This window comes from Acidovorax sp. LjRoot204, from assembly GCF_056175785.1.
Genome location: NZ_JBGFFF010000346.1, coordinates 1 through 1,306, shown reverse-complemented (window position 1 = coordinate 1,306; position 1,306 = coordinate 1). Strand labels below are relative to the sequence as shown.

Annotated in this window: 2 protein-coding genes; one reads left to right on the top strand and one right to left on the bottom strand. The window is 62.9% G+C overall.

What is annotated here, in order from left to right; all coding sequences use genetic code 11:
- Positions 1 to 580: M14 family metallopeptidase (locus AC04MI_RS25245; RefSeq protein WP_476499053.1), on the top strand; the 580-nt coding region annotated here is incomplete at its 5' end.
- A gap of 55 nt (positions 581 to 635) precedes the next feature.
- Here AC04MI_RS25245 and AC04MI_RS25240 read toward each other — a convergent pair.
- Positions 636 to 953 (bottom strand): hypothetical protein, encoded by a 318-nt coding sequence (locus AC04MI_RS25240; protein ID WP_476499052.1) that lies wholly within the window; start codon positions 951 to 953, stop codon positions 636 to 638.
- Between the last annotated feature and the right edge of the window lie 353 nt (positions 954 to 1,306).

Sequence of the window (1,306 nt, the reverse complement as noted above, 5' to 3'; positions counted from 1 at the left end):
GGTGGTGCCGTGCGTGAGCCCCTGGGCGTACGAGCGGTTTCAGCGCTGGAACTTTGACGCCATCGACCCCAACCGCTCGTTCCGCGAGGGCTCGCCCGCGCAGGAGTCCGCGGCCCTCATGCGCCTGGTGGCGCCACTGCACGGCCAGTTTGCCGCCCACATCGACCTGCACGAAACCACCAACACCGACGAATCCGAATACCGCCCCGCCGTGGCCGCGCGCGATGGCAAGGTGTTCGAGCCCGGCAGCATCCCCGACGGCTTTTACCTGGTGGACGACACCGACAACCCGCAGCCCGCCTTCCAGCAAGCCATCATCGACGCCGTCAGCCGCGTCACACACATTGCGCCAGCGGACGAGAAGAACGAAATCATCGGCACGCCCGTGGTGGCCCCAGGCGTCATCCACTACCCGATGAAGCAGTGGGGCCTGTGCGCGGGCATCAGCGGCGCGCGCTACACCACCACGACCGAGGTCTACCCCGACAGCCCCCGCGCCACGCCTGAGCAGTGCATTGATGCGCAGGTGGCGGCGGCGTGTGCGGCGGTGGAGTTTGTGCTGGCCGACGCGCCACTCTGAGAGTTGCGGCCCTGTGCGGCGCGGCTTCGCATTTTTGGTGCTTTCTTGGCGCTCGTTACCCAGCGCTTCCCAAAGCGCCCAGCAGCCGGGCACTCACTTCGGCCGCATACAGCGCCGCGAACGCCATGTTGTGCTGCTCCGTCAGCGGCCCATGGCCCGGCTCCATGCGGCCTGCGGCGTCGTAGCCCATGGCCTTGAACTTCCACACCCCGCCGACCAGCTTGAGCGAGCCCACATGCGCGCCATCGGCAGTGTGGACTGACACCACGCCAGCGTTGACGGACACCAGCTGCAATGGCCCTGCCACCGGGCCTGGCGGCACATGGGCAAAGGTGGGGGTGAAGGCCTGCGAGGGGATCTGGGCGGGAGGCATGGCTGTGTTCGTATCTCCGGTTTACTGATCAAGTTGGCCTCTTCCGCCTGCGGAGCTTGCGTCAGCAATTACGGGACGCATAGCTGATCTTCGTCTGAGAAGATGGTGATGTGGCTACGACTGATACCGGGTATGACAGAAAGCTTCCGCACAGCGTTCGATTCAATCCAGTCCACACTATTACCTGCAGCCCTTCCATATTGGTTGCTGCTCAATAGATCACGTGGTGTTTGAGAACATTGGTTGAATACTATTGCCTAACTCCCCGCAGCCATTAATTTGTCCATGGTGAGGTGCATGGCTTTTTGCAGTTTTTCGAGTTGCGCTATCGGCTCGTGAGAGTTGAACTCTAG